Below are 23,156 nucleotides of genomic sequence, written 5' to 3'. Positions count from 1 at the left end.
GATCACCCGGTGTCGCGGAGGCGGTAGCCGGTCCCTCGTACGGTCTCGACGAGCTCTGCGTGCCTGAGCTTGGCGCGCAGGCTCGCGACGTGGACGTCGAGGGTGCGTGAGCCGCCGACCCAGGTGGTGTGCCAGATCCGCTCCATCAGCGCCGCGCGCGTGACGACGTGACCGGCGTTCTGGGCGAGGACGAGCAGCAGAGCGAACTCCTTGGGAGAGAGGTCGAGCAGCGCCCCGTCGTACGTCGCCCGCTGCTCCTGCGGCTCCAGCACCAGGTCTCCGACCCGGATGTCGCCGATGACCACACCGCGCCCGCTCCTGCGCATGACGGCGTCGATCCGGGCCAGCAGGACCTGCGTGCTGTACGGCTTGGTGACGTAGTCGTCGACGCCCGACTGGAGCGCGGCGACCACCGACGACTCGCCACGCCGGGCGGTGACGGCGATGATCGGCACCTCGCTCGCGGCACGGATCCGTCGGGCCAGTGCGAGCCCGTCGGAGTCGGGCAGGCCCATGTCGAGCAGGACGAGCGAGGCGTCGCCGTGCTTGCACCAGCCCTCTTCGGCGTCGGCGGCCCGGTCGACCGCCAGCCCGACGCGGTGGAGCGCTGCGCCGAGGGCGCCGGCGACCGCGTCGTCGTCCTCGACGAGCAGCACGCGCACTACGGACCTCCTTGGCGACGGGGGAACGTCAGGGCGTTGTGATCCACGCCACCGGTACGTTAACCGGCGCGCCCTCGGGAGGGCGACGGAGTGCCCCGATCAAGCACGTTGTGCTTCGACCCGACGACCCTGTCCGGGAAGGAATTACAGAGCTGTGAGCATGGTCAGCCGCGTTGACACTCTGGGTTCGATAATGTCCGGCCACACGGGCCGGCCACACGGGCCGGCCACACGGGCCGGCCACACGGGCCGGCCACACGGGCCGGCCACACGGGCCGGCCACACGGGCCGGCCACACGGGCCGGCCACACGGGCCGGCCACACGGGCCGGCCGCGACGATATGAGGTCGAAGATGAGAATGGTCCGTTCACTTGCCACTGCGGGGGCGTTGTTCGCCGTCGCGGTCGTTGCGCCAATGACCGCGCAGGCATCGCTTTCGAGTGCACGGGTAGCAAGATGTGTGTCTGGGGGAACAACGACTACAAGCTGCTGATCGCTGCGCAGGCCGACGGCCAGGGCGTTGTCGATGTCTTCAACGATGCTAACGGTGAGGACAACCAGGCCGACTCGTGGCAGAACCGCTCCAACGACTACAAGGGCTGTCTCTATGACGGACGCAACGGCACCGGTGCCTTGCTGACCATGGGGATCGCGAGCCGGGACGACAACATGTCGGTCTTCGATTCGGACAAGACCTCGAGCATGAGGACCAACAAGGGATGCTGAGCATGGGGGGTCCAGGTCCGCTGGTCAGGGCGGTCGGGGTCGAGCGAGAGTTCGTCTCCCCTGCCGAGACCGTGAGGGCGGTGGGGGGAGTCGACTTCGAGGCGGATTCCGGGGAGTTCGTGTGCTTGTTCGGGCACAGCGGCTCGGGAAAGACGACGATGCTCAATCTCCTTGCGGGGCTGGACCTCCCGACCTCGGGTCGTGTCGTGGTGGCCGGGCACGATCTTGCGCAGATCGGCGCCGAGGGCCGCATCCGGCTGCGTCGTGACGAGGTCGGGATGGTGCACCAGTCGCACCAGCTCATCTCGGAGTTCACCGCAGCGGAGAACGTCGCCCTCCCGATCGAGGCTCGAGGGACGAAGACCGTTGAGGCTCTCGACGAGGCAGAACGGCTGCTCGAGTCGGTGGGTCTCGCCGGTTACGGACGTCGCTACCCCGACGAGCTGAGCGGCGGGCAGCAGCAGCGTGTCGGGATCGCCCGGGCGCTCTCGGGCGGGCGCAAGATCCTGCTGGCCGATGAGCCGACGGGCTCGCTGGACAGCCGCAACGCTGGCGCCATCTTCGACCTGCTGGGGGTGATGTCGGGCAAAGGTGTCTTGGTCATCGTGGCGTCGCACGATCCCGCATGCCGGGAGCGAGCGTCGCGGAGCATCGAGATGCTCGACGGCGTGGTGCACGGCGACGTGACGTCCCTCGCATGATCGGGACGATTCGGCGGCGTCTGCGGTCACGCACCATCGTCGCGACCGTCTTCGCGGCACCGATCCTGTTCATTGCCTTCCTTTTCGCTACCAACAGCTTCATGGACGCGCAGGGCCTGACACCGGCTCAGACTGCCGACGCCGAGCTGGGGAGTGCCTCAGCCGCCGTCACCATGTTCGACGTCGAGCTTCGTGCGAGCACTGACGACGGCGACAGGCTCCGGGGCGCTTTCGAGTCGCAGGGCTCAGGGTTCACCATGGCGTTGAACGTGATCGACTTCCCGCTCTTCCGATGGGGCCTGGACGGGGTCTACTACACCGAAAAGGACTGGGTCCGCAGTCCGGCGACACGCCAGTTCAGCTTGACCAACGGCAGGTGGCCGCGCGACGCCGGTGACGTGGTGCTTGCCGGCGCAGGGTTGACGGGCATGCGTGTCGGCGACGAAATTCCGACTGCAGGCGCGGCGCCTGATCTTCGCATCGTAGGGCTCGCGCGGGCAAAGCTCGACCGCTGGCCAAAGCTGCTGGGCGCCCCGGGGACCTGGCGCCAGATGGCGGAGGTTCGGGGGAGCGACGGCTCACCACTGCTGGCCTTTCCCACCTTCGAGACGACGCAAGACGACGCGGCGGCGCTCATCGACGCCGTCGACCAGGCTGTGGGAAGTACCGCCCTCTCCGCGTCCGGCGAGGGTGCGGCGATCTCCAGGGCGGCGATCGGTGAACGTGTTCAGATCCGCGCCGACCTCGAGGCGGAGTCGCCTCGTCCGTGGACCGCGCAGTCGCCGCTCAGCCTCTGGATTCCCGGGCTCTTGGCGCTGCCGGCCTTGCTGGTGATGGGATACGTGATCCTCGCGAGGCGACTGGAGTCGTCGGCAAGCGTGGCGATGGCGCAAGGCGTCGAGCGGCGCGACGCTCTGCTCGCGGTCTGGCTCGTCCCGCTGCCTCTCATCGTGGTCAGCGCGCTCGTCGCCGCCGCGGGAGGCACGGCGATCGGTTATGCCGCGGCCTTCTGGGGCGAGGGTCGGTGGGGATATTTCGTCACGAATGTCCGCGTCCCGTGGGCCGCTATCGAGGTCAGCGCGGTGGGGGTCGTGCTCGGTCTCACGCTTGGACTCGCCGCGCTCCGGGACCGGATCCTCGTCTCCGGCCGACGCCAGCTGTCGGCGGGTACGCGTGGCAGGCTGCGTTCAGCTCGGCAACTCCTCGGCGTCGCGTGTGCGAGCACTACGCTCTGGCAGGCGCTGACCATGCGCGAGCCGAGTGGAGCGATGGCGCTGATCGGCCTCATGGCGCTGACGGCGGCAGCCCTCGGCCCCGAGCTGATCGACGGCCTGCTGCGGGTGATGCCTCGCCGCACCCTGACCCAACGGCTTGTGGCACGACAGATCTCGACGAACCATCAACGGTTGGCTGTCGTGGCTGGCATCTATATCGTGATCGTTGCTGCGACGGTCGGGATGCTCACCATCCTTTCGAGCGAGGTCGCGCTAGAACGCGCCCGGCGACCCGTATCGGTGCCCTCCGGAGACGTGCTGATGGACAGCTTCGGCACCCCGTTCCTGAAGCCCGACCCGGCTGTCGTTGCAGCCGTCGAGACAGTGCACTCGATCAAGCGGGCAGAGCCGATTCAGTTCTTCCTCATCGGCAAGCGAAGAGTGGACCCGTCCACCGGAGTGCTCGAGTCCGAGGAGACGGTCGGTACGCGAGACCGGCCGGGAGTGGCGTTCGCCTTCGACTCCGCGGACGATCTCGAGGGAGCGCTCGGCGTCGTGCTGACATCGGCCGACCGGGAGCTGCTCGCCGATGATGGCGCTCTGGTGATCAACCCCGACCTCGTTCGGGTGGCGCGCGGACGGCTGACGCTGATCGACAACGCGACCGGCAAGAGCGTGGCGAACGTGCCGGCACGCATCGTCGATCCTGCGCAGACCCGGTGGACCCAAGCTGTTCCCTTCGTCATGCTCAGAGCCACCGCGCAGCGTCTGGGGATGGCGACGACCCCCGCTGCGATGCTGTTCAAGGACATCTCCGCCGACGACCGCCGCGCTGCGCGCACGGCTTTGCGCGACAGGGGCCTCGATCCGCGATCGATCGGTGTCTACGAGACGCCCGTGCCCGTGGTTCCGCCTGCCGCGATCGTGGGATCGGTCGTCTTGCTGGTCGCGTTGCTCGTGGGTGTTTCGGTCCTGGCCACCCGCGCCCAGGTCCGCGCCATGCGGGGGTGGGCCAGCAAACTCACCCAGGTGGGCGTGCGGCGACGATGGGCAGCCCGAGCCATCAGCCGTCAGCATGTCTGGATCACCACGTTGTCCGTCGGAGTCGGGGCCTCAGTCGCGGTCGCATCACTGGTGGTCACGGTTGCAAGAGTCCCGCGGTACGACCTCGTGATTCCCTGGACGCTCATCGGTCTCGTGATCGCGGTGGTCGCGCTCTCGACGATACTCAGCGGAAAGCTTGCCTCGCGGCAGCTGGAACCCACCGAACGATGACGATTCAGGGAGGAGAACGCCCACCACGGACCTCCCGGCCACGGGGCGACGTCAAGACTGTGTAAAGCCTGGGGTTCGCGGCCACGGATGTGACACGGATCACGAGTACGTTACCCGCCATGCCCACCGCCGAGCGCGACACCCCGGTCGACCAGACCGACCTCGAACACCTCGCCTCCGAGTACGACGAGGAGCGCCCGTCGCGCCGCCTGTCCCGCCGCTGGGAGCACCTGATCACGCTCTGGTGCTTCGTCGTCGCGGTGTTCGTGCTGCGGCAGGTCTTCTTCCCTCTGCGCGAGGGCAACCAGTTCTATCTCGTCGTCTTCCTGGGCGTCACGCTGCCGCTGGCGTTCCTCCTCTACCGCGGTCGCGCGCGGCGCAGCACGGACGGCCGCGACGACCCTGGTCCGGTCGACTGGCTGCTCGCCCTGGTCGCCCTCGTGGTCGGTCTCTACCCGGTCCTCCCGCTGCCCGACTGGGGGCAGGGTGGGGGAGGGTTCAGCGCGTTCCTCGATCGCCAGGGCGCGCTGGGCACGATCGACGTCGTCGCCGGGCTCCTGCTGCTCCTGCTCGTGCTGGAGGCGACCCGCCGTACGACCGGGTGGGTGCTGCCGATCGTCTGCGCGGTGTTCCTCGCGTACGCCTACTACGGCGGCTTCCTCCCGATCTCGTGGGCGATCTCGCACCGCGGCGAGGACATCGACCAGATCATCAACGCGCTCTACAACGAGGCCAGCGGCTTCTTCGGCGTCCCGCTCGACGTCGCTGCGACGTACATCGTGCTCTTCACGATCTATGGCGCCGTCCTCGACCGGATGGGCGCGGGGCGCTTCTTCGTCGAGTTCAGCTTCTCGCTGTTCCGGAAGTCGGGCACGGCGCCCGGTCGTACGGTCGCGACCTCGGGCTTCCTGCTCGGCACGGTGTCGGGCTCCGGGACGGCGACCGCGGTGACGCTCGGGTCGTTCGCGTGGCCGATCCTCAAGCGTGCCGGCTATCCGCGCGAGGCCGCGGGCGGCATGCTCGCCGCCTCCGGCATCGGGGCGATCCTGTCGCCGCCGACGCTCGGCGCGGCGGCGTTCATCATCGCGGAGTACCTCGGCGTCTCCTACCTGCAGGTGCTCGGCTGGGCCCTCGTCCCCACCCTGCTCTACTACCTCGGCATCTTCCTCGCCGTCGAGATCGACGCCCGCCGCTTCGGCGCCCGGCGCGTGGACATCGACGTCAACAGCCCGTGGGCGCTGCTCGGCCGGTTCGGCTACCACTTCGTGAGCCTCGGCGTCATCATCGTGTTCCTCGCGATGGACGTGCCGCCGTTCAAGGCCGTCGTGTACGCCACCGCCGTGGCCGCCGCCTTCGGGCTGCTCGAGGCCGTCCTGTCGCGGCGCCGGTTCGTCGGTGGCATCGACGAGCGGCCCGAGGACGCCGAGCAGCTGCCGGTGGGGGAGTCGCTGCGGGACTACGTCGCCCGTCTGTACGTGGCGCTCGCGACCGGGATCCGCGGGGCGGTCCCCGTGATCGCGGTGTGCGCCGCGGCGGGCGTGATCACCTCGACGATCGCCAAGACCGGACTCGGGCAGGTGCTCTCATCCCTGCTCATCGACGCTGCCGACGCGCTCGCTCCCAACCACGCGTCGTTGGTCGTGCTGAGCGCGCTGTTCTCCGCCGTCGCGATCATCGTGCTCGGGCTCGCCGTCCCGGTGACCGCGTCGTTCATCCTCAGCTGGATCATCATCGGCCCCGCCCTCATCAGCCTCGGCGCAGAGGGGCCCGAGGTCGCGATGTTCATCTTCTACTACGCGGTCCTGTCGGAGGTGTCGCCGCCGACCGCGCTGGCGGCGGTCGCTTCTGCGGCGATCACCGGCGGCAAGGTGATGGCGACGATGTGGCAGGCGTGCAAGTACACGCTGCCGGCCTTCCTTGCGCCGATGGCGTTCATCATGACCGATAACGGCACGCACCTGCTCGGGCGCGGCGCGCTGATCGACGTCGTGTGGACGACCGCTGTCGCCGCCCTCGCTGTCGCCGCGCTCGCCGTCGCGACGTCCGGCTGGATGTTCGGGCCTACGCGTCGCCTCGAACGCCTGCTGTGCATCCCCGCGGCACTGCTGCTCCTCTACCTCGTCCCGGTCTCGATCGCGATCGGCCTCGCGCTGTTTGCGGCCGCGGTGGTCCTCCACCTCGTGGGCCGCCGTACGCAGCGCCCCACCACGTCACCGTCCGCCACACCCATCACCCAGGAGTGAAGAACCCATGAGACAGACCCGTACGCTGCTCGCCGCCGGCGCGCTGACCGCCTCCCTCGCCCTCGCGGCGTGCGGGGGGCAGCAGGACAACAACCAGGCCGACGGCGACACCGACAGCTGCGACGCCGGCTCCGGTCGGATCGGGATCGCGACCGGCAACTCGACGGGCGTCTACTACGTCGTCGGCGGTGGCCTCGCCAAGATCATCAGCGACGAGACCGAGCTCAAGGCCACCGCGGCCGAGACCGGGGCGTCGGTGCAGAACGTGCAGCAGCTCGTCGCAGGCGACTACGACCTCGCCTTCTCCCTGGCCGACACCGCGGCGGACGCGGTGTCTGGCACGGGCTCGTTCACCGAGAAGCAGGAGGTCTCGTCGATCGGGCGCATCTACCCGAACTACACCCAGGTCGTCGTCCGCGCCGACTCCGGCATCACGTCGATCGCCGACTTCAAGGGCAAGCGCATCTCGACCGGCTCGCCGAAGTCCGGCACCGAGGTCATCGCCCAGCGGCTGATCGAGGCCGCTGGGCTGTCGCAGGACGACGTGTCGGCGCAGCGCCTCGACCTGACCAAGACCGTCGACGGCATGAAGGACGGCTCGATCGACGGGCTCGTGTGGTCCGGCGGTCTCCCGACTCCGGCGATCACCGACCTCTTCACGTCGATGGGCGACAAGGTCACCTTCCTCGACATCACGCCGGAGCTCCCGGCGCTGCAGGAGATCAACCCCGTGTACGAGGAGGGAAGCATCCCGGCGGCCACGTACGAGCTTGACGCGGACGTGCCGACGGTCGTTGTCCCGAACGTCCTGCTCGCGCGCAACGACATGGCCGACAACGTCGCCTGCGCACTGACGACGGTGGTCTTCGAAGACACCGAGGCGCTGGTCGCGGTCCACCCCGCGGCAAAGGACATCCGCCTCGCGGACGCCACGCTGTCGGACCCCGTCCCCGTCCACCCCGGCTCGCAGCGCGCGATCGACGACCTGCAGAAGTAGCAGCCCCGGCCCCCGGCGCCAGCGCACTTTGCGTTGGCCCCCACTCAACGTGCGTGCCCCACCGGTTGTTTCCGGTGGGGCACGTGCTCTGCGGTGGGGTTGCCGAGCAGACGTCTACGATCCGCACATGAGTGAGACGCGCGAGCCGACACCGGCACCTCTGGACCTCCGCGACGACGTGGTCTGGCCCCTGGTCGCCATCGCCCTGGCCGTGATGCCCTTCTGGGTGTTCGGTGGCTCGTCGAGCACGACGACGGTCAACGGCGAGGTCGTCTCGGAGCAGAGCCTCAACCTCCTCGGCCTGCTGCTCGCCGCGCTCGCGATCGGGATCGGCGTCAAGCGGCTGCGGATGAGGGGCGGCAACCCTGTCGTACGGCGTTCGCTCGCGGCCGTCGCGATCGTCGCCGGCCTCGTTCAGCTGCCGATCTCGGCCGGTCTGTGGAGCCTCTGAGCGGCCTTGCGGATCTGAGTCGATTCGACTCGGGATGACCGCAAATGCGTGGTGTCAGTCACGCTGATTCAGGCCGATCCCCGTGTTTCCGAGGGATTTCGAACGTCGCGTCCATCTCGCGATGCGAGACGGGCGGCCAGAATGCGGGACTGCGGCGCAATCTCGAGGGAGGGGCGAACATCCCCGTACCCACCCGAACGAGGAGCACACGATGTCCGAGCAGGTCCCGCAGGTCGCACCGCCGAAGTCCCGCAAGGGGGTGTGGATCGTTGCTGCGGTCGTCGCACTCGCCGTGGTCGTCGGCGTCTTCTTCGCCGTCCGAGGTGGCGACGACGAGGCTGCCGGGATGACCAAGGTCAAGCTCGGAGTCGTCGGTGCGAGCGACCCGTACTGGAAGACCTTCAAGGACGAGGCCGCCAAGGAAGACATCGATGTCGAGGTGATCGACTTCGCCGACTACGCGCAGCCGAACCCGTCGGTCAGCGAGGGCGAGATCGACATCAACCAGTTCCAGCACATCATCTACCTCGCCGACTACAACGTGAAGAACGACGACGACCTCTATCCGATCGGGTCGACGGCGATCTATCCGCTCGGCCTCTACTCGCAGAAGGTCGACTCGGTCGAGGCGATCAAGGACGGCGACACCGTCGTCGTGCCGGACGACGACACCAACCAGGCGCGCGCCCTGCTGCTGCTCCAGTCGGCGGGCCTGATCTCGCTGAAGGACGGCGGCAGCCCGTTCTCCACCCTGAACGACGTCGAGGACTCCTCGCGCGTGAAGGTCCAGGCCATCAAGGCCGACCTCACCCCGACCTCGCTGCCGGACGTCGCGGCGGCCGTCATCAACAACGACTTCGTCGAGAAGGCCGGCCTGACGTTCGCCGACGCGCTCGTCACCGACGACGCGAAGGACCCGAGCGCGCAGCCGTACGTCAACATCTTCGCCGTCCGCGCCGAGGACAAGGACAACGCGACCTACCGCAAGCTCGTCGAGATCTTCCAGAACAGCCAGCCGGTCATCGACGGCCTGCAGGAGGTCTCCGGCAACACGGCGGAGATCGTCAAGCTCCCGGGCGCCGAGCTCGACGGCACCCTGAAGGACGTCGAGTCGAAGATCCAGGCACAGTAGTCGCCATGGCTCTTGTCGAGATGCGCGGCGTCTCGAAGGTGTTCCCGGCCCCGTCGCGCGACGGCTCATCCGTGCGTGCGATCGACGACGTCGACCTCGACGTCGAGGCCGGGGACATCTACGGGATCGTCGGCTACTCCGGCGCCGGCAAGTCCACCCTGATCCGCCTGGTCAACGCACTCGAGAGCGCGACGGCCGGGTCGATCAGGGTGGACGGCACGGAGATCACCGGGCTGCGCGAGCGGCAGCTGCAGAAGGTACGGCTGGGGATCGGGATGATCTTCCAGCAGTTCAACCTGCTGCGGTCGCGCACCGTGTACGGCAACGTGATGTATCCGCTGCAGGTCGCCGGCGTCGGCAAGGACGAGGCGCACGCGCGCGTCGCCGAGCTGCTCCAGTTCGTCGGGCTCGCGGAGAAGGCGCACACCTACACCGACCAGCTCTCGGGTGGTCAGAAGCAGCGCGTCGGCATCGCCCGTGCGCTCGCGACCTCGCCCAAGCTGTTGCTCGCGGACGAGTCGACGAGCGCGCTCGACCCCGAGACGACGCAGGAGGTCCTCGCGCTCCTGCGTCGCGTCAACGACGAGCTCGGGATCACGATCATGGTCATCACGCACGAGCTGGAGGTCGTGAAGACGATCGCCAACAGGGTGGCCGTGATGGAAGCGGGGCGCATCGTCGAGCGCGGCCCCGTCTTCAACGTGTTCTCCGATCCTCAGCAGCCGGTCACGCGGCGTTTCGTCTCGACGATCATCGACGACGTGCCTGACCCGGAGGCGCTGGTCGCCCTGCAGGCTCGCCACCCCGGGCGGTTCGTCCGGCTCGCGTTCCGCGACGAGGGCTTACGACAGGCCGACGTGTTCGCCGAGCTGATCCGGCGGGACGTGACCTTCGAGCTCGTCCACGGCGGTATGGAGGATGTCGGCGGCAGGACCTTCGGCAACCTCACGCTGTCGCTGCGGGGCGCCGACCCCGACGTCGATGCGGCCCTCGACGCGATCGGCGCACGCATAGAGACGCGGGAGCTGCGATGAGCGCCGTCGAGATCCTCGCCGCCGACACCCAGATGGGCGAGCTCTGGCCGATCTTCTGGGAGTCGACCTGGCAGACGCTCTACATCGTCGTCATCGCGCTCGCGATCGGCGGTGCCGTCGGCCTCGTCCTCGGCATGGCGCTGTACGTCACGCGTCCCTCGGGGCTCTACCCGAACCGCGTCGTCGCCCTCATCCTGAACGTGCTCGTCAACTTCTTCCGCCCGATCCCGTTCGTCATCCTGATCGCCGCGCTCCAACCTCTTGCGCGCGTGGTCGTCGGCATCGGGATCGGCAACAAGGCGATCATCTTTGCGATGACCTTTGCGGCGGCGTTCGGGATCTCGCGCATCGTGGAGCAGAACCTCGTCACCGTGGATCCCGGCGTCATCGAGGCCGCGCGGTCGATGGGCGCGAGCCGGCTGCGGATCATCCGGACCGTCATCGTCCCCGAAGCCCTCGGTCCACTGATCCTCGGCTATACGTTCGCGTTCGTCGCGGTCGTGGACATGTCGGCGATCGCGGGTGTGATCGGCGGCAACACGCTGGGCAACTTCGCGCTGCAGTACGGCTACCGGCAGTTCGACCCGATAGTGACGTGGTCCGCGGTGATCATGATCGTGATCATCGTGCAGGTGGTGCAGTTCGGCGGGAACTACCTGGCCCGCAAGGTCCTGCGGCGCTGACCCCGTACCCCGTACGGCGAAGGGCCCGGCACGTCACATGACGTGCCGGGCCCTTCGTACGCTCACTTGCTGGGTTCGATGTCGCAGTCGATCTTCGGGTTGGCACCCACATAGTTGAGCGGGCCGGCGATGATCGTCACCGCGATCGTGCCGAGCTTGGCGCAGTTCGCGTCCGAGCCGCGGAAGTATCCGCGCTGGGCGGCCGCGAGGGCGCCGATCACGAGCCACACGACGACGATGACGGTGACGATCTGACGGGTGGACGCTTTGCTGGACGTTCTCGCCATGGAGGCCTCCTGCATGACATGTCCGCCGCGGGGTCGGCGGACGAGGGCGTCACGTTAGCGAACTTTGCCTTCGGTGCGCACGGCGGGAGGTCAGCCGAGCGGCTGCACGCCGCCCGCGGCACCCGCGACGCGGGCATTCGGGTCGACCAGCTGCCGGATCGTGAGGGTGATGCGGAACGACTTGACGTCGTACCGGCTGCCTTCGTAGGCGATGACGCCCCAGTAGAACTCCCCGCGGTCGTTGACGTAGGACCGCGCCCGCGCTCCGGTGGCGGCGAGCATCGTCCGCGTGCCGTACCGCGCCGGGAGTCGGCGCACCTTCCCGAGCTCGCGGTTCTTCTTCACGGAGTACCCCACGGCGACGTTGCGCTTGGCGCGGGTGTGCCCGCCGCCGACGACCTCCAGCCTCAGCGAACTCACGTCGTGCAGGGTCGGCCACCATGCTCCGAACGTCACCTCGACCGCGCCGTCGTACTTGCCGCCGCCGCACTTGTGGCGACTCGCGAGACCGACCGACTTCTTCCACGTCCTGCCCTTACGGGCGGGGCGGAAGACCTTGCCGCACTTGCCGGTGTACGTGCCGGTCGCGTACCGGCGTGGCTCCACCTTCTCGACGACCTTGCGTGTCACGAGCCGGGCGGCCGAGACCGTGACGTTGCGGGTCGGGCTGTGGCCAGTGAGACCGTCGGTGTCGAGGAAGCGGGAGCGGACTCGGTACGTCCCCTTCGGCAGGATCGCCCCGGCGCTGGAGCGACCGGTCCAGCGAGCGCTGCGTGCGGCGCTGGACCAGACGACGGTGCCGGCGCTGTTGAGGACCTGGAGCGATGAGGTCGCGGTGATCTCGCTCGTTGCGGCGGGGCCGGTGAGGGTGATGGCATCGCCGTACCCGTCCGTCCAGGGGAAGACGGCGCCGGCGGACACGCTCGGGGCCACGCCGGCGCGCGGAGGCGTGACGTTGGTGCGGACTGTGGCGTAGTCGAGGGGCGTGGAGCCGTCGATGGCGGGGCGGATGCTGGCGGTGTACGCGCCGTCGGCCACCGCAGTGCCGCCGGTGGTGCGGCCGTCCCACGTCGTGCTCGTGTCACCGGCCGGAAGGTCCGCCAGCGGCCGGGAGGAGACGACCTCGGAACGGCCTGCGGGGCGGATCTCGACGACGGCCGACGGCAGTGCCTCGGGGAGCGTGAAGGTGAGGGTCGCCGTCTTGCCGGGCGTGATGACGGCAGGTGTCGAGACGCCGGCGTGAGCGGGCGACACGGCCGTGAACGGCAACAAGGCGACGGCGAGGGCAGGGACAAGGGTGCGGCGCATGCGGTATTCCTCGGCGGGGATCGTGCTCGCCGGGTTGGCGTGCGCCGCTCAGCGTAGGGCCGACGATCAGTGAAGAGGAACCCTGTTTCCGAACCGTAACCGTGCGAAACGATGAGGGTTTTCGCCGCGGGTCACCGCTGTTGACGACCCTCAGGCGCAGCTTCTTCGCGCTCGGCGTCTCGTACGAGACCGTGACGGTGACGACAGTGTGTCAGGAACGTAAACACGCCCGTCGAGGTCCCCCTTTATGTCGGGGCGAGCGCAACCCTGGCCCGACCCTGCGGCCCTCGGAAGACTGACCGCCGTTGCTCCGCCCCGATCCTCCGAGGACCCCCATGCGCAGAACCACCGCCACCCTGACCGCCGCCGTCGCGCTGCTGATGTCGAGCTGGCTGTCGGCCTGCGGTGGCGCGGAGGAGGCCGACGCCGACGAGCCACTCAACGTCGGCTATCAGCGCTTCGGCGGCCTGAGCCTGGTCAAGGCCAAGGATGCGGCGCCGGACGCGAAGTGGTCGCTGTTCGAGAGCGGCCCGGCGCTGACCGAGGCCCTCAAGGCCGGCGCGATCGACATCGGCCAGACCGGTGAGGCGCCGCCGATCTTCGCCGCCGCCGGCAAGACCGACTTCACGATCATCGCGACGTCCGCGCCCGTCCCGAAGGGCGAGGCGGTCCTCGTCAAGGAGGAGAGCGGCTTCAGCACGTTCAAGGACCTCAAGGGCAGGACCGTCGCGCTCAACAAGGGCTCCAACGTCAACTGGCTGCTCGTGAAGCTCCTCGAGGCCAACGACATGACGATCGACGACATCGACGTCAAGTACCTCAAGCCCGCCGAGGCACGACCGGCCTTCGACAACGACCAGGTCGACGCCTGGATCATCTGGGACCCATACTTCGCGCTCGCCGAGCAGCCGGGCGTCAAGGTGCTCGTCGACGCGACCGGCCTGGCGAACAACCGCGAGTACGTGCTCGTGACCCCGGAGGCGCTGAAGGAGAAGCCCGAGCAGATCGAGGAGTTCCTCCGCACGTACCGCGAGACGACCGACTGGGGCCTCGCTCACCCGGCAGAGCGCGCGGACCTTCTCGCGCCGGAGCTCAAGATCCCGCTCGACACCACAACGCGCGCCCTCGCACGCAGCGCCCAGCCGCTGGCCGCGCTCACACCGGAGATCGGTGCCGAGCTCCAGGAGATCGCCGACGGCTTCGCCGACCTTGAGCTGATCCCCGGTCCGGTCGACATCGCGGGTCGGGTCGACGACCGCTACTCGGACATCCTCGAGTGAGCCGAGCACCGCTGGCCGCATCCGCGCCCGCGCCCGCACCCGCACAGTCCGGGGTGGGCGCGGAGCCCGTGGTGGCCGCAGTCGTTCGTACGGGGTCCGCGCGCCGGCGCTCCCGTACGGACGTCCGGCTCCGCCGGCTTCGCCTGGCCACTCCGCTCCTCCTCGTCGGCGCGTGGGAGCTCCTCGCCCGTACGGGCATCCTGTCTCCGGACAAACTGCCGCCGCCCAGCGAGGTCCTCGCAGCGGGCTGGCGTCTGACGCAGGACGGCAGCCTGCCCGCGCACGTGTACGAGTCGCTGACGCGCGCCGTGATCGGCCTGGCGATCGGAGGTGGTCTCGCGCTTGTGCTCGGCGCGTTCGCCGGGCTCCTGCGGGTCGGTGATGCGCTCGTCGACCCGACCGTCCAGATGGCGCGGATGCTCCCGCACCTCGGTCTCGTCCCGCTGCTCATCATCTGGCTCGGCATCGGGGAGCCGCTCAAGATCACGCTGGTGGCGCTCGGCGCGTTCTTCCCGATCTATCTCAACCTCTACGCCGGCATCCGCAACATCGACGAACGTCTGGTCGAGGCCGCCCGGACCTGCGGCCTGTCGGCACTCGGACGTGTCCGGCACGTGGTGATCCCGGGGGCGATGCCGTCGCTGTTCCTCGGGCTGCGCCTCGCGTTCGCGGCGGGCTGGTTGAGCCTGGTGGTCGGCGAGCAGGTCAACACCGACTCGGGGCTCGGTTTCATGATGATGGAGGCGCGCGAGTTCTCCCAGACGGAGATCGTGCTCCTCGGACTCTTCGCGTACGCGGTGCTCGGGCTGCTGTCCGACGTCGCGCTGCGCGCAGCCGAGAGGAGGGCGCTGTCGTGGCGACGCGGACTGCAGGCTTCGTAGCGGCGCGAGACGTACGCCGCAGCTTCGGCGACACGGTCGTGCTCGACGGGATCGACCTGCACATCGAGCGCGGCGAGGTCGTCGCGCTGCTGGGCGCGAGCGGGTCCGGCAAGAGCACGCTGCTGCGGATCCTCGCCGGGCTCGACGACGAGGCGACCGGCGAGCTCGACGTGCCGTCGTCCCACGCGGTCGTCTTCCAGGAGCACCGGCTCCTCCCGTGGAAGCGGGTCGCGGGCAACGTCGCACTCGGCGTGCGGGGCGCGGACGTGGCGGAGCGGGTCTCGGCGGCGCTGGCCGAGGTCGGCCTGGCCGATCGCGAGCGGGCGTGGCCCGGCGAGCTCTCGGGCGGGCAGTCCCAGCGGGTCGCGATCGCCCGTGCGCTCGTCCGACGGCCCGAGCTGCTGCTGCTCGACGAGCCGTTCGGCGCGCTCGACGCCCTCAACCGCCTCAAGATGCAGCGGCTCTTCCGCGAGCTCCAGACCGCGCACGACTTCGCGGCACTCCTCGTGACCCACGACGTCGACGAGGCGGTCCTGCTCGCGGACCGCCTGCTCGTCCTCGAGGACGGCCGGCTCATCGAGGAGATCGAGGTCTCGCTCCCGCATCCTCGCGCCGCCGACGCCCCGGCGTTCGGGGCGCTGCGACGACGGTTGCTGACCCTGCTGAACGTTCCCGCGGAGGCGTAGGTCGTACGAGCGTCGATGTGACGTTCCCGACGCCGCCATATCTTGCACTCCAGATTCCGATTTAAGTAGCGTCGTGCCATGCAGCTGGCGCAGTTCACCGATCTGGGACTCCGGATCGTGATGGGCCTCGCGGTGCTCCCCGCCGGCGAGACGAGGCGTACGCAGGATGTCGCCGCTCAGATCGACGTCTCCCCGACCCACGCTGCCAAGGTCGTCGCCCGCCTCGCCTCGCTCGGAGTCGTCGAGACCCGACGCGGTCGTACCGGCGGTCTCTCGCTGACCGACGCCGGACGCGAGACGTCCGTCGGCTGGCTCGCGCGTCAGCTCGAGGGGGTGGGCGAGGTCGTCGACTGCGAGGGCGGCGTTCCGTGCCCCCTGCGCGACGCGTGCCGCCTGCGCGGTCTCCTCGCGCAGGCGCGCGAGGCCTTCTTCACGACCCTCGACGGACACACGATGGCCGAGATCGCCGGCCACCCGACAGGGACCGTCCTCCTCACGTTGGCGGCGCGATGACCTCGCCGTCACCGGCTCCGCGGCCCACCCGGCGCCGCTTCCACCCCTACGAAGGGAGCTCCATGCTGTCTGCCACCTCCACCGAGGTCGTCCGCGCCACCCTGCCCGCCGTCGGCGGCGCGATCGGCGAGATCACTCCGATCTTCTACCGACGGATGTTCGCCGCCCATCCCGAGCTGTTGCGCGACGTGTTCAACCGTGGCAACCAGGCGCAGGGCGACCAGCAGCGTGCGCTCGCCGGTGCCATCGCGGCGTACGCGACCCTCCTCGTCGACCCGGACGCGACGCCGGCGTCGGCACTGATGTCGCGGATCGCGCACAAGCACGCGTCCCTCGGCATCCTGCCCGAGCAGTACGCGATCGTGCACGAGCACCTGTTCGCTGCGATCGTGGAGGTGCTCGGTGAGGCCGTCACACCCGAGGTGGCCGCGGCCTGGGACGAGGTCTACTGGCACATGGCGGACGCCCTGATCGCCGCCGAGAAGGGCTTGTACGAGACGGCGGGTGTGGAGTCGGGCGACGTCTGGCGCACGCTCGTCGTCGCCGACCGTCAGCTCGTCTCCACCGACACCGTCGCCTTCACGCTCGCGGATCCCGACGGCCTGGCGCTGCCGGACTTCCTGCCCGGGCAATACGTGTCGGTGCAGGTCGAGCTGCCCGACGGCGCCCATCAGATCCGGCAGTACAGCCTGTCGGCCGCGCCTGGCTCCGGCGCCTGGCGCATCGGCGTGCGGCGGATCCCCGCAAACGCGCCCGACGGCACCCCGCAGCCGGCCGGGGAGGTGTCCAACCACCTGTACAACAACCTCTTCGAGGGCGACCGCGTCCGCGTCTCGCTCCCGTTCGGCGACCTGACGCTCGACGACTCGGCCGAGCCTCTGGTCCTGGTCTCGGCGGGCATCGGTGTCACGCCGATCCTCGGCATGCTCGACCACCTGGCGAGCGCGCGTGCGGAGCGTCGCGTCGAGGTCATCCACGCTGACCGCACGCCTGCCCGACATGCCCACCGCGCCGAGCTCTCCGCCCTGGTCGCGCGCATCCCTGGCGCCACGCTGCACACCTGGTACGAGGACCTCGGCACACGCGAGCCTCAGGGGCGTGTCCGTGCGGGACGGGTCGATCTCGAGTCGGTCGAGCTCCCGGCCGGCGCGACGGCTTACCTGTGCGGGCCGCTGCCGTTCATGCTCGGCGTGCGCGATGCGCTGGTCGCGCGCGACGTCCCCGCCGAGCGCATCCACTACGAGGTCTTCGGGCCCGACACCTGGATCGCCTCGGCGTCCTGACCGTCCGCGTCAGGCGAGCCCGGTGAGCTTCGCCAGCAGGTAGGGCTCCGTGCCGGCGAGGCCGACCGAGTAGAAGACGCACACCTGGTCGTGCGAGGTCCGTCCCGTCGCGGCCCCGTCGAGGACCGCCCCCAACTCCTGGAGGTGGTCCTCGACGCGCGTGCCGACGACGGTGGTCGGCGGGTCGTGCTCCAGCGCCTGGGCGCGCGAGTCGGTGACGACCACGTCAGCGGCCTCGAGGAACTCGGCGTCGACCTCGTGCCGCCCCATCTGCTTGGGGCCGAGCGTGGCGACGTACGCGCCGGGCGTCAGCCAGTCGTACGCGAGGACCGGCTCGTTGCTCGGCGTCGCGCAGACGACGAGGTCGGCGCCGTCGACCGCGTCGCGGGCCGAGCGGCTCGGGGTGCAGTCGAGCCCCAGTTGCTCGCGGGCGCGTCGCGCGAAGCCCTCCGCATGGACGGGGTCGCGGGTGAACACGCGGACCTCGGAGAGATCCCGTACGGCGTCGATCGCCCACAGCTGAGTCCAGGCCTGGGTGCCCGCGCCGATCAGCGCGAGGCGGGACGCGTCGGCGGTCGCGAACGTGTCGGCGGCGGCGCCTCCGATCGCGCCCGTACGACGCGGGCCGAGCTCGGCGCCGACGGCCATCGCGTGGACCCGTCCGAGCTCCGCGTCGTGGACGACGACGACCTGGTCGCCGGCGACGAGGCCGAAGGTGTCGTACGCGCGGTAGCCGTACCAGTGACCGTCGAGGTGCCCGGCCGTCACGACCAATGAGCCGGCGCCGATGTCGGCCCGGATGCGGGCCGGCGCATGGAGCTGTCCGCGGTGCGCCGCGACGGCGGCGTCCTTCATCCACTGCACGGCATCGCGGGCCCGCAGCATGGCAAGAACGGCGGTGTCGGTCAGGAACTCGACCATGGCTACACCGTCGCAGAGACCGTGTGTACAGGCACGGCGAGGGCGATGTGGGGGCCATGCCGGGACGACGCAGGGAATGCCAGACGGCCCGATACACTTGACAGTTCTGTCCCTGGTGTCGCGAACGAGGAGCAACGTGCCAGAGCACCCCACCCAGCCGTCGGCCGAGCAGCGTGAGATCGCTGACGAGCAGGCATACGTCGACGTCGTCTACGGACGTCTCGAGGAGTCGACGAAGGCGGCGCAGGCGCTGGCCCGAGAGGGCTACGCGCGCGGGCACGTAGGCCACGAGGGTGGGCTGGTGGAGCGCGACGCGATGGTCTACCAAGCGTCCAAGCGCATCGCCGCGCTGAACGCCGCCCACGAGGGGTTGGTCTTCGGTCGCCTCGACCTCCTCGACGGCGACAAGCGCTACATCGGCCGAATCGGTGTCCGTGACGCCGAGCGCGAGGTGCTGCTCATCGACTGGCGGGCGCCCGCGGCGTCGGTGTTCTACCAGGCGACCGCGCAAGACCCGGCGGGCGTCGTGCGGCGGCGCGTGCTGCGCAGCCGCGGTTCGACCGTGGTCGGGGTCGAGGACGACCTGCTCGACGGCGACCACGCCCCCGACGACATGGTGGTCGTCGGCGAGGGAGCGCTGCTCGCGAGCCTGTCGCGCGCCCGTGACGCGTCCATGCACTCGGTCGTCGCGACGATCCAGAAGGAGCAGGACGAGGCGATCCGCGCACCCAGCCGCGGCGCCACCACGATCGGCGGCGGGCCGGGCACGGGCAAGACCGTCGTCGCGCTGCACCGCGCCGCCTACCTTCTTTACGTCGATCGTCGCCGTTTCGAGTCGGGCGGCGTGCTCGTCGTCGGGCCGTCGGGCGTCTTCATGAACTACATCGAGCGGGTCCTTCCGAGCCTCGGCGAGACGTCCGTGACGCTGCGCTCGCTCGGGGAGGTCGTCGACGGCGTCTCGGGGCGCGCGCACGACCCCGCCGACGTGGCGGCCGTCAAGGGCTCCGCCCGCATGCTCGAGGTCCTGACCCGTGCCGCGCGCGCCGCGCAGCCGGGGGAGCCGACCGGGTTCCGCTACTTCTACCGCGACGACGTCCTGCGCCTCGACGCCGCCGCACTCCACCGGCTGCGCCGCCAGCTCATTTCTGGGCAGCAGCGCAACCGTGCGTACGGGCGCGTCCAGAAGACGCTGCTCGACGCGCTCTGGGCACAGGTCGAGGGTGAGCGCGCGCTCGAGAAGGAGCGCGACGAGTTCGACAAGGTCCTCACCGGCGACGACGCGTTCCTCGAGTTCGCCGCCGCGTGGTGGCCGCCGCTCGACGCGGTCGACGTGTGGGAGTCGCTCGCCGACATCGACGTCCTGCGCCGCTACGCCGATGGCGTCCTCAAGCGCCGGGAGATCGAGCTGCTCGCGCGCGCCTGGCAGGAGGCGGACGGCGTGCCGTCGATCGAGGACGTGCCGCTCATCGACGAGCTGCGCTACCTGCTCGGCGAGGTGCCGCCGGCCGACGCCGACGACGACCCGTACGACGTCAAGCAGCTGATGTCGTTCGAGCGCGAGGACCAGTCCGTGCGCAAGCAGCGGTCGACCCAGTCGATCGAGGACGACTCCTACGCGCACGTGCTCGTCGATGAGGCCCAGGACCTGTCCCCGATGCAGTGGCGGATGCTCGGACGTCGCGGAAAGTATGCGAGCTGGACGATCGTCGGCGACCCGGCGCAGTCGTCCTGGCCGTACCCCGACGAGGCCGCGGCGGCGCGGGCGGCAGCTCTCGACGGCAAGGACGAGCACTTCTTCCGGCTGTCCACGAACTACCGCAACTCGGCCGAGATCTACGACCTGGCCGCAGCGGTCGCGCACGCGACGATCCCGGGCGCCGACACTCCGGACGCGGTGCGTCGTACGGGCCAGGAGCCGCGCCACGAGATCGTCTCGCCGGACCTGCTGCACGCCGAGGTCCGCAGCGGGGTGCGCGACCTGCTCGGCGCGGTCGACGGCTCGGTCGCCGTGGTGGTCCCGTCCGCCCGTCGTGACGAGCTGACGGAGGCGTTGTCCGAGGAGCGCGAGGAGTTCGAGCGCCTACGGGTGCTCGACGGTCTCGACACCAAGGGCCTGGAGTTCGACGCGGTGCTCGTGGTGGAGCCCGACCAGATCGTCGCTGAGTCCGTCGCGGGGTGGCGCACGCTGTACGTCGTGCTCACGCGTGCGACCCAGCTGCTGCTCACGGTCGGGTCGACCCGCAAGTGGCTGGACCGCATCGACGCGCCCTGACGCTCGCGAGTCACTGCGGTACGCACGCGGCGAGCTCGGTGGACAAGGCGCTTGAGCGCCTTCTTGGCCGCCGAGACGGTGAGCGTGTCGAAGGTCGCGCCGCGGTCTGGGCCGACCTGCGCGTCGCCGCCTTCGACATCCCGAACGCGTGGGTCGGACCTCCGACGACGAGCAGCTCGGTGTCCGGATCGAGCGTGACCTGCGCGGACGCCTCCTCGATCGTGACGGCGTCGGTTGCCGAGGCGTACGGCAATCCCTTCACCGATCGCTCTGGCGATGGCCCCGGTGTTGCCCCAGATCGATTCGTCGACCACCTGGACGCGTGCCATCGGCGACACCCCTGGGCTCACGCGAGGACGTGCGACGGTGGCTCCGATTGCGCAGGCTCCCTCGCCGTGCCGTTGACGGCTGAGTCGGACGAGGCGCCGCTTTCGTGCACCGAGCGACGCGGATACCCGTCGCTCGGTGCACAAAACCGGAGCCTCGCGAGCGGACTAGCTGAAGATGCCGAGCTCTCGGATCGAGATCCCGTAGTCCGTCGCGCGACTCACCCCCTGCACCCGCACGTACCGCGCCGACCGCGGCGTGAACGTCACCGTGTCCGACCCGCCGTTCGAGGCGTCCACGGTCGCGGCCGTGCGCCACGTGCTCCCGTTCGTCGACACCTCCACGCGGTAGCGAGGTGCGTACGCCGCCTCCCAGTCGATCGTCACCCGCGACACCTGCCGTGCGGTGTTGAGATCGACCTGGAACCACTCGTCGTCATGGCCCCACCGGCTGGCCCACCGCGTCGACAGCGATCCGTCGACCGCCTGGGCCGGCTTCAAGCGACCGAGCACCGTCCACTCGGTGGAGCTCGCGCTTGCCGCTGCCCCGCGGGCGAGGTTGAGTCCCGGAGCCCAGGCCGCCGAGGCGTTCCAGGTGTCGAGGTAGGACTGCGCGCCGGCCATGAGGTCGTCGGTGATCGCCGACCCGGCCGTGCGGCGCAGGCTCTCGATCCAGTCGGGGACCATGCCGTAGTGCGAGACGCCCTCGGTGTTGTAGTCCCACACCCGCTGACCCGTACGCTGCCGGTCGAGCACCGCGCCGCCATCGACGGAGGTGAACGGGTACGTGATCTTCTGGCCGTCGTTCGCCGGGGGAGCGGGTGTGCCTCCGAAGCCGTTCATGTCCGTCCCGTAGCCGTACCCGACGCCGTACTTCGCGCGCAGCGAGCGGGTCGCCTGCCAGTCGGCGACGTACTCACCGACCGAGTGGCCGTACTGCGTCGCGAAGCCGCCGAGCTTGTAGAGCCGCTCCGTCGACGTGCCGGCGAGCCAGCTGTGGCTCGAGAGGGAACCGGGGTAGCCCGACGCCTCCATGAGCTCGAACGCACGGTCGGCCGACTTGGCACTCATGTGGTCCAGCTCGACCATCATGTTGCGCTGCATCATGCCCTTGAGCGCATACTCGCCGAGGTCCGAGAGCCCGCGGGGGTTGCAGTGAGGCCCGGTCGGATAGACGGGCAGCACGGCCGGCAACCCCGGAATGATCGACAGCTCCTTCGGGATCACCCCTCCGATGACCGTGTTGTCGGGCGTCTGACCCGGTTTGCACGGCTGCGGGTTCCACCAGGTGCCGGTGGTGAGGAACTGCCCGACGTTGACGATCAGCCCTGTGGTGCCGGCGTCGTAGCGCACGCCGCAGAGCGCGTTGTCGAACTTGTGGCAGAGGAACATGCTGCTCACGCCGAGGCCCTTGAGCTCGTCGAGGCCACGGTCGATGTCGCTCTTGTTGCACTGTGCGACCCCGAGGACCTGCTTGCAGCCGAACGGCTCGGACACCTCGACGCCCAGCACCACCGCGAGCTTGCCCTGCTCGACGACGCTGCGGGCCTGCTGGGGCGTCGTGACGACACGGAACCAGCCCTTGCCCGCGCCGCCGTACTGGCCGTCGATGTAGTCCTGGAGCGCGTACGTCTTGCGCGCCTCGCGCCGCACCGCGTCCATGTCGTTGCACGGTGCTTCGTTCGGCCCTGCGACGACACCGAGGATCGTGCAGAGACCGGTGTTGGAGACGAGGTCGTTGACCATGATCCGCTGGCCGCCGCGCCACGCCCGCTCGACCCACTTGTAGTACATCTGCTGGTGCGTGAAGGACGAGTACGTCGGCCACTCGGGGAACGTCGGCCAACCCGTCGTGTCGTGCTTGTCGAGCGGCCCGGCGCCCTTGACGGAGTTCGTGAGGTTCTCCAGCAGCGAGGCGCCGTGGCCGTCGCAGTCCTGCAGTGCGGCCGCGATGCCCCGCGGGTCGAACGTCTCACCGCAGACGGCGTGCCCGCCGAAGCCCTCGTCGGAGAACATGTGGGTGTGCGCGTCGACGAACCCGCGGACGTCGCCGTTCGGGGCGGTGCCGGTGAACGGTGCACCCGTCACGTTGACCTCGGATTCGACTGCGGGCGGGTTCGTCGGCTCCCACCACTCGCCTTGCGCGGCGGCCGGCGCACCCGCCGCCGCGACCGTGAGCGCCACCGCTGCCGCGATCGCACCAATGCCTCGTCTCGGGAGCCCTCTGCTCCGTCTGCTGCTCGCTCTCATCGCGTCCCGCCCTTCGTCCAGGTCCCTCCA

Annotated in this window: 20 protein-coding genes; 15 read left to right on the top strand and 5 right to left on the bottom strand. The window is 69.7% G+C overall.

Annotated elements, in window-relative coordinates:
* Positions 1–2 precede the first annotated feature (2 nt).
* Positions 3–662 (bottom strand): response regulator transcription factor, encoded by a 660-nt coding sequence (locus H4N58_RS18885; RefSeq protein WP_167251218.1) that lies wholly within the window; start codon positions 660–662, stop codon positions 3–5.
* A gap of 457 nt (positions 663–1,119) precedes the next feature.
* Between H4N58_RS18885 and H4N58_RS18880 the strand changes: the two genes are divergently transcribed.
* From H4N58_RS18880 to H4N58_RS18840, 9 genes are all read left to right on the top strand, one after another.
* On the top strand, positions 1,120–1,389 hold the full coding sequence (locus H4N58_RS18880) for a hypothetical protein (RefSeq protein ID WP_167006879.1): 270 nt from the start codon (positions 1,120–1,122) through the stop codon (positions 1,387–1,389).
* Positions 1,390–1,391: 2 nt separating this feature from the next.
* Positions 1,392–2,090: an ABC transporter ATP-binding protein gene (locus tag H4N58_RS18875; protein WP_167006876.1), complete on the top strand. Its 699-nt coding sequence runs from the start codon at positions 1,392–1,394 to the stop codon at positions 2,088–2,090.
* A 173-nt stretch (positions 2,091–2,263) separates the two neighbouring features.
* Positions 2,264–4,579: a hypothetical protein gene (locus H4N58_RS18870; RefSeq protein WP_182397115.1), complete on the top strand. Its 2,316-nt coding sequence runs from the start codon at positions 2,264–2,266 to the stop codon at positions 4,577–4,579.
* 119 nt (positions 4,580–4,698) lie between these two features.
* Complete coding sequence (locus tag H4N58_RS18865; protein ID WP_167251222.1) at positions 4,699–6,822, top strand: TRAP transporter fused permease subunit; 2,124 nt, start codon at positions 4,699–4,701, stop codon at positions 6,820–6,822.
* A 7-nt stretch (positions 6,823–6,829) separates the two neighbouring features.
* Positions 6,830–7,819 carry a TAXI family TRAP transporter solute-binding subunit gene (locus tag H4N58_RS18860; protein WP_167251224.1) on the top strand — a complete coding sequence of 330 codons (990 nt, stop codon included), beginning with the start codon at positions 6,830–6,832 and terminating at the stop codon, positions 7,817–7,819.
* Between the two features lie 127 nt (positions 7,820–7,946).
* Positions 7,947–8,270, top strand: a complete 324-nt coding sequence (locus H4N58_RS18855; RefSeq protein WP_167251226.1) for a hypothetical protein — start codon at positions 7,947–7,949, stop codon at positions 8,268–8,270.
* Between the two features lie 211 nt (positions 8,271–8,481).
* Positions 8,482–9,402, top strand: a complete 921-nt coding sequence (locus H4N58_RS18850) for a MetQ/NlpA family ABC transporter substrate-binding protein (protein ID WP_167251228.1) — start codon at positions 8,482–8,484, stop codon at positions 9,400–9,402.
* 5 nt (positions 9,403–9,407) lie between these two features.
* Positions 9,408–10,436 carry a methionine ABC transporter ATP-binding protein gene (locus H4N58_RS18845; protein WP_167251230.1) on the top strand — a complete coding sequence of 343 codons (1,029 nt, stop codon included), beginning with the start codon at positions 9,408–9,410 and terminating at the stop codon, positions 10,434–10,436.
* A complete protein-coding gene (locus tag H4N58_RS18840; protein ID WP_370465453.1) occupies positions 10,433–11,119 on the top strand; it encodes a methionine ABC transporter permease in 687 nt (228 codons plus the stop codon). Before H4N58_RS18845 ends, H4N58_RS18840 begins: the two co-directional genes overlap by 4 nt.
* A gap of 62 nt (positions 11,120–11,181) precedes the next feature.
* On the opposite strand, the gene H4N58_RS18835 is transcribed toward H4N58_RS18840, so the two are convergent.
* On the bottom strand, positions 11,182–11,406 hold the full coding sequence (locus H4N58_RS18835; protein ID WP_167006859.1) for a hypothetical protein: 225 nt from the start codon (positions 11,404–11,406) through the stop codon (positions 11,182–11,184).
* Positions 11,407–11,496: 90 nt separating this feature from the next.
* On the bottom strand, positions 11,497–12,714 hold the full coding sequence (locus H4N58_RS18830; protein WP_167251232.1) for a FlgD immunoglobulin-like domain containing protein: 1,218 nt from the start codon (positions 12,712–12,714) through the stop codon (positions 11,497–11,499).
* A 335-nt stretch (positions 12,715–13,049) separates the two neighbouring features.
* Here H4N58_RS18830 and H4N58_RS18825 point away from each other — a divergent pair, with 335 nt between their 5' ends.
* From H4N58_RS18825 to H4N58_RS18805, 5 genes are all read left to right on the top strand, one after another.
* On the top strand, positions 13,050–13,994 hold the full coding sequence (locus H4N58_RS18825; RefSeq protein ID WP_167251234.1) for an aliphatic sulfonate ABC transporter substrate-binding protein: 945 nt from the start codon (positions 13,050–13,052) through the stop codon (positions 13,992–13,994).
* 71 nt (positions 13,995–14,065) lie between these two features.
* Positions 14,066–14,875 (top strand): ABC transporter permease, encoded by an 810-nt coding sequence (locus H4N58_RS18820; RefSeq protein WP_208322924.1) that lies wholly within the window; start codon positions 14,066–14,068, stop codon positions 14,873–14,875.
* The gene (locus H4N58_RS18815; protein ID WP_167006846.1) at positions 14,848–15,561 is read left to right on the top strand and encodes an ABC transporter ATP-binding protein; all 714 of its coding nucleotides are present in this window, start codon (positions 14,848–14,850) and stop codon (positions 15,559–15,561) included. Before H4N58_RS18820 ends, H4N58_RS18815 begins: the two co-directional genes overlap by 28 nt.
* Positions 15,562–15,639: 78 nt before the next feature.
* On the top strand, positions 15,640–16,074 hold the full coding sequence (locus tag H4N58_RS18810; RefSeq protein WP_167006843.1) for an Rrf2 family transcriptional regulator: 435 nt from the start codon (positions 15,640–15,642) through the stop codon (positions 16,072–16,074).
* Positions 16,075–16,136: 62 nt separating this feature from the next.
* Positions 16,137–17,357, top strand: a complete 1,221-nt coding sequence (locus tag H4N58_RS18805; RefSeq protein WP_167006840.1) for a globin domain-containing protein — start codon at positions 16,137–16,139, stop codon at positions 17,355–17,357.
* Positions 17,358–17,366: 9 nt separating this feature from the next.
* On the opposite strand, the gene H4N58_RS18800 is transcribed toward H4N58_RS18805, so the two are convergent.
* Positions 17,367–18,278: an ornithine cyclodeaminase family protein gene (locus H4N58_RS18800; RefSeq protein WP_167251236.1), complete on the bottom strand. Its 912-nt coding sequence runs from the start codon at positions 18,276–18,278 to the stop codon at positions 17,367–17,369.
* Positions 18,279–18,414: 136 nt separating this feature from the next.
* Here H4N58_RS18800 and H4N58_RS18795 point away from each other — a divergent pair, with 136 nt between their 5' ends.
* Positions 18,415–20,550 carry a UvrD-helicase domain-containing protein gene (locus H4N58_RS18795; RefSeq protein ID WP_243845132.1) on the top strand — a complete coding sequence of 712 codons (2,136 nt, stop codon included), beginning with the start codon at positions 18,415–18,417 and terminating at the stop codon, positions 20,548–20,550.
* 494 nt (positions 20,551–21,044) lie between these two features.
* Here H4N58_RS18795 and H4N58_RS18790 read toward each other — a convergent pair whose 3' ends face one another.
* On the bottom strand, positions 21,045–23,060 hold the full coding sequence (locus H4N58_RS18790) for a discoidin domain-containing protein (RefSeq protein ID WP_208322925.1): 2,016 nt from the start codon (positions 23,058–23,060) through the stop codon (positions 21,045–21,047).
* Positions 23,061–23,156: the final 96 nt, after the last annotated feature.

The organism is Mumia sp. ZJ1417 (assembly GCF_014127285.1).
In the GTDB taxonomy this organism is placed as follows: Bacteria; Actinomycetota; Actinomycetes; order Propionibacteriales; family Nocardioidaceae; genus Mumia.
Note: the sequence above shows the minus strand (reverse complement) of the source record. Positions and strands in the feature narration are given on the sequence as shown.

Coding starts and splice junctions, on each gene's coding strand:
- H4N58_RS18865 (WP_167251222.1), top strand. CDS start 4,699: ATGCCCACCGCCGAGCGCGACACCCCGGTCGACCAGACCGACCTCGAA.
- H4N58_RS18860 (WP_167251224.1), top strand. CDS start 6,830: ATGAGACAGACCCGTACGCTGCTCGCCGCCGGCGCGCTGACCGCCTCC.
- H4N58_RS18855 (WP_167251226.1), top strand. CDS start 7,947: ATGAGTGAGACGCGCGAGCCGACACCGGCACCTCTGGACCTCCGCGAC.
- H4N58_RS18850 (WP_167251228.1), top strand. CDS start 8,482: ATGTCCGAGCAGGTCCCGCAGGTCGCACCGCCGAAGTCCCGCAAGGGG.
- H4N58_RS18875 (WP_167006876.1), top strand. CDS start 1,392: ATGGGGGGTCCAGGTCCGCTGGTCAGGGCGGTCGGGGTCGAGCGAGAG.
- H4N58_RS18870 (WP_182397115.1), top strand. CDS start 2,264: ATGTTCGACGTCGAGCTTCGTGCGAGCACTGACGACGGCGACAGGCTC.
- H4N58_RS18805 (WP_167006840.1), top strand. CDS start 16,137: ATGCTGTCTGCCACCTCCACCGAGGTCGTCCGCGCCACCCTGCCCGCC.
- H4N58_RS18880 (WP_167006879.1), top strand. CDS start 1,120: ATGTGTGTCTGGGGGAACAACGACTACAAGCTGCTGATCGCTGCGCAG.
- H4N58_RS18830 (WP_167251232.1), bottom strand. CDS start 12,714: ATGCGCCGCACCCTTGTCCCTGCCCTCGCCGTCGCCTTGTTGCCGTTC.
- H4N58_RS18800 (WP_167251236.1), bottom strand. CDS start 18,278: ATGGTCGAGTTCCTGACCGACACCGCCGTTCTTGCCATGCTGCGGGCC.
- H4N58_RS18845 (WP_167251230.1), top strand. CDS start 9,408: ATGGCTCTTGTCGAGATGCGCGGCGTCTCGAAGGTGTTCCCGGCCCCG.
- H4N58_RS18840 (WP_370465453.1), top strand. CDS start 10,433: ATGAGCGCCGTCGAGATCCTCGCCGCCGACACCCAGATGGGCGAGCTC.
- H4N58_RS18810 (WP_167006843.1), top strand. CDS start 15,640: ATGCAGCTGGCGCAGTTCACCGATCTGGGACTCCGGATCGTGATGGGC.
- H4N58_RS18835 (WP_167006859.1), bottom strand. CDS start 11,406: ATGGCGAGAACGTCCAGCAAAGCGTCCACCCGTCAGATCGTCACCGTC.
- H4N58_RS18825 (WP_167251234.1), top strand. CDS start 13,050: ATGCGCAGAACCACCGCCACCCTGACCGCCGCCGTCGCGCTGCTGATG.